Below are 1219 nucleotides of genomic sequence, written 5' to 3' on the forward strand. Positions count from 1 at the left end.
CGGGGCTGCGCGCCCTGGCGGCCGGCGACCCCGGCCCCGGCGTCTTCAGCGCGGACGCCCCCGCCGGCACCGGCGACGTCTGGGTGTTCTCGGGCTTCGGCGCCCAGCACCGCAAGATGGCCAAGGAGCTGTACCTGTCCAACCCGCTGTTCGCCTCGTGCCTGGACGCGGTGGACGAGCTCATCGACTTCGAGGCCGGCTACCGGATGGTCGAGATGTTCCTCGACGACTCGGTCACCTACGAGGTGGAGAACGCGCAGGTCGGGATCTTCGCCGTCCAGGTCGCGCTCGTCGACACGCTCAAGGCCCTCGGTGCCAAGCCGGAGGCCGTGATCGGTCACTCGATGGGCGAGGTCGCCGCCGCCTACGCGGCGGGCGGACTGAGCCTCGAGGACGCGGTGCGGGTGATCTGCGTCCGCTCGCGCCTCATGGGCGACGCCGAGCAGCAGGTCTCCGACGAGGACGCCGGCGCCATGGCGCTGGTCGAGTACTCGGCCGAGGAGATCGCCCAGATCATCGCCGACAACCCGCAGTTCGCCTCGATCGAGCCCGCGGTCTACGCCGCCCCCACCCACACCACGGTCGGGGGCCGCGCCAAGCCCGTCGCCGAGTTCGTGGCCTGGGTCGAGGAGCAGGGCAAGTTCGCCCGTCAGCTCCAGGTCCGAGGAGCCGGGCACACCTCCGACGTCGACATGCTGCTGGGCGAACTGGCCGCCGAGATCGCGGGCCTGGAGCCGCGCGAGCTCACCTCCGGCCTGTTCTCCTCCGTGGACAAGGAGACCTTCTACCGCGCCGGCCACGAGCCGATCCACGCGGAGGAGTACTGGCTCAAGGGCATGCGGCACTCGGTGTGGTTCACCCACGCCGTGCGCAAGGCCGTCGAGGCCGGGTATGTGACGTTCCTGGAGTTCGCGCCCAACCCGGTCGCCGCGATGTCCGTGGCGGCGACGTGCTTCGACGCCGGCCTGATGGAGCCCAACCTGCTCCACACGCTCAAGCGCAAGGAGTCCGAGGCCGACACCCTGCTCCACGCGATCGCCCAGCTGTACGTCCACGGCCACGAGGTCAACATGGACCAGGTCGTGGAGATGCTGCACGGCTACGTCACCGGCCCCGGCCGTTACGCCCCGGTGCCGGGCACGGCGTGGAAGCGCCGGACGCTGTGGCCGACCGTCACCGCCGGCGGCGGCTCGGGCGAGGGCCGCATGCCGGGCTCCCA

Annotated in this window: 1 protein-coding gene; it reads left to right on the forward strand. The window is 71.4% G+C overall.

All coding sequences use genetic code 11. The features are described from left to right. Positions 1-1219, forward strand: a 1219-nt coding sequence (locus G6028_RS11230) for an acyltransferase domain-containing protein (protein WP_182658892.1), incomplete at both ends; no start/stop codon positions are given.

This window comes from Dietzia cercidiphylli (assembly GCF_014145145.1).
In the GTDB taxonomy this organism is placed as follows: domain Bacteria; phylum Actinomycetota; class Actinomycetes; order Mycobacteriales; family Mycobacteriaceae; genus Dietzia; species Dietzia natronolimnaea.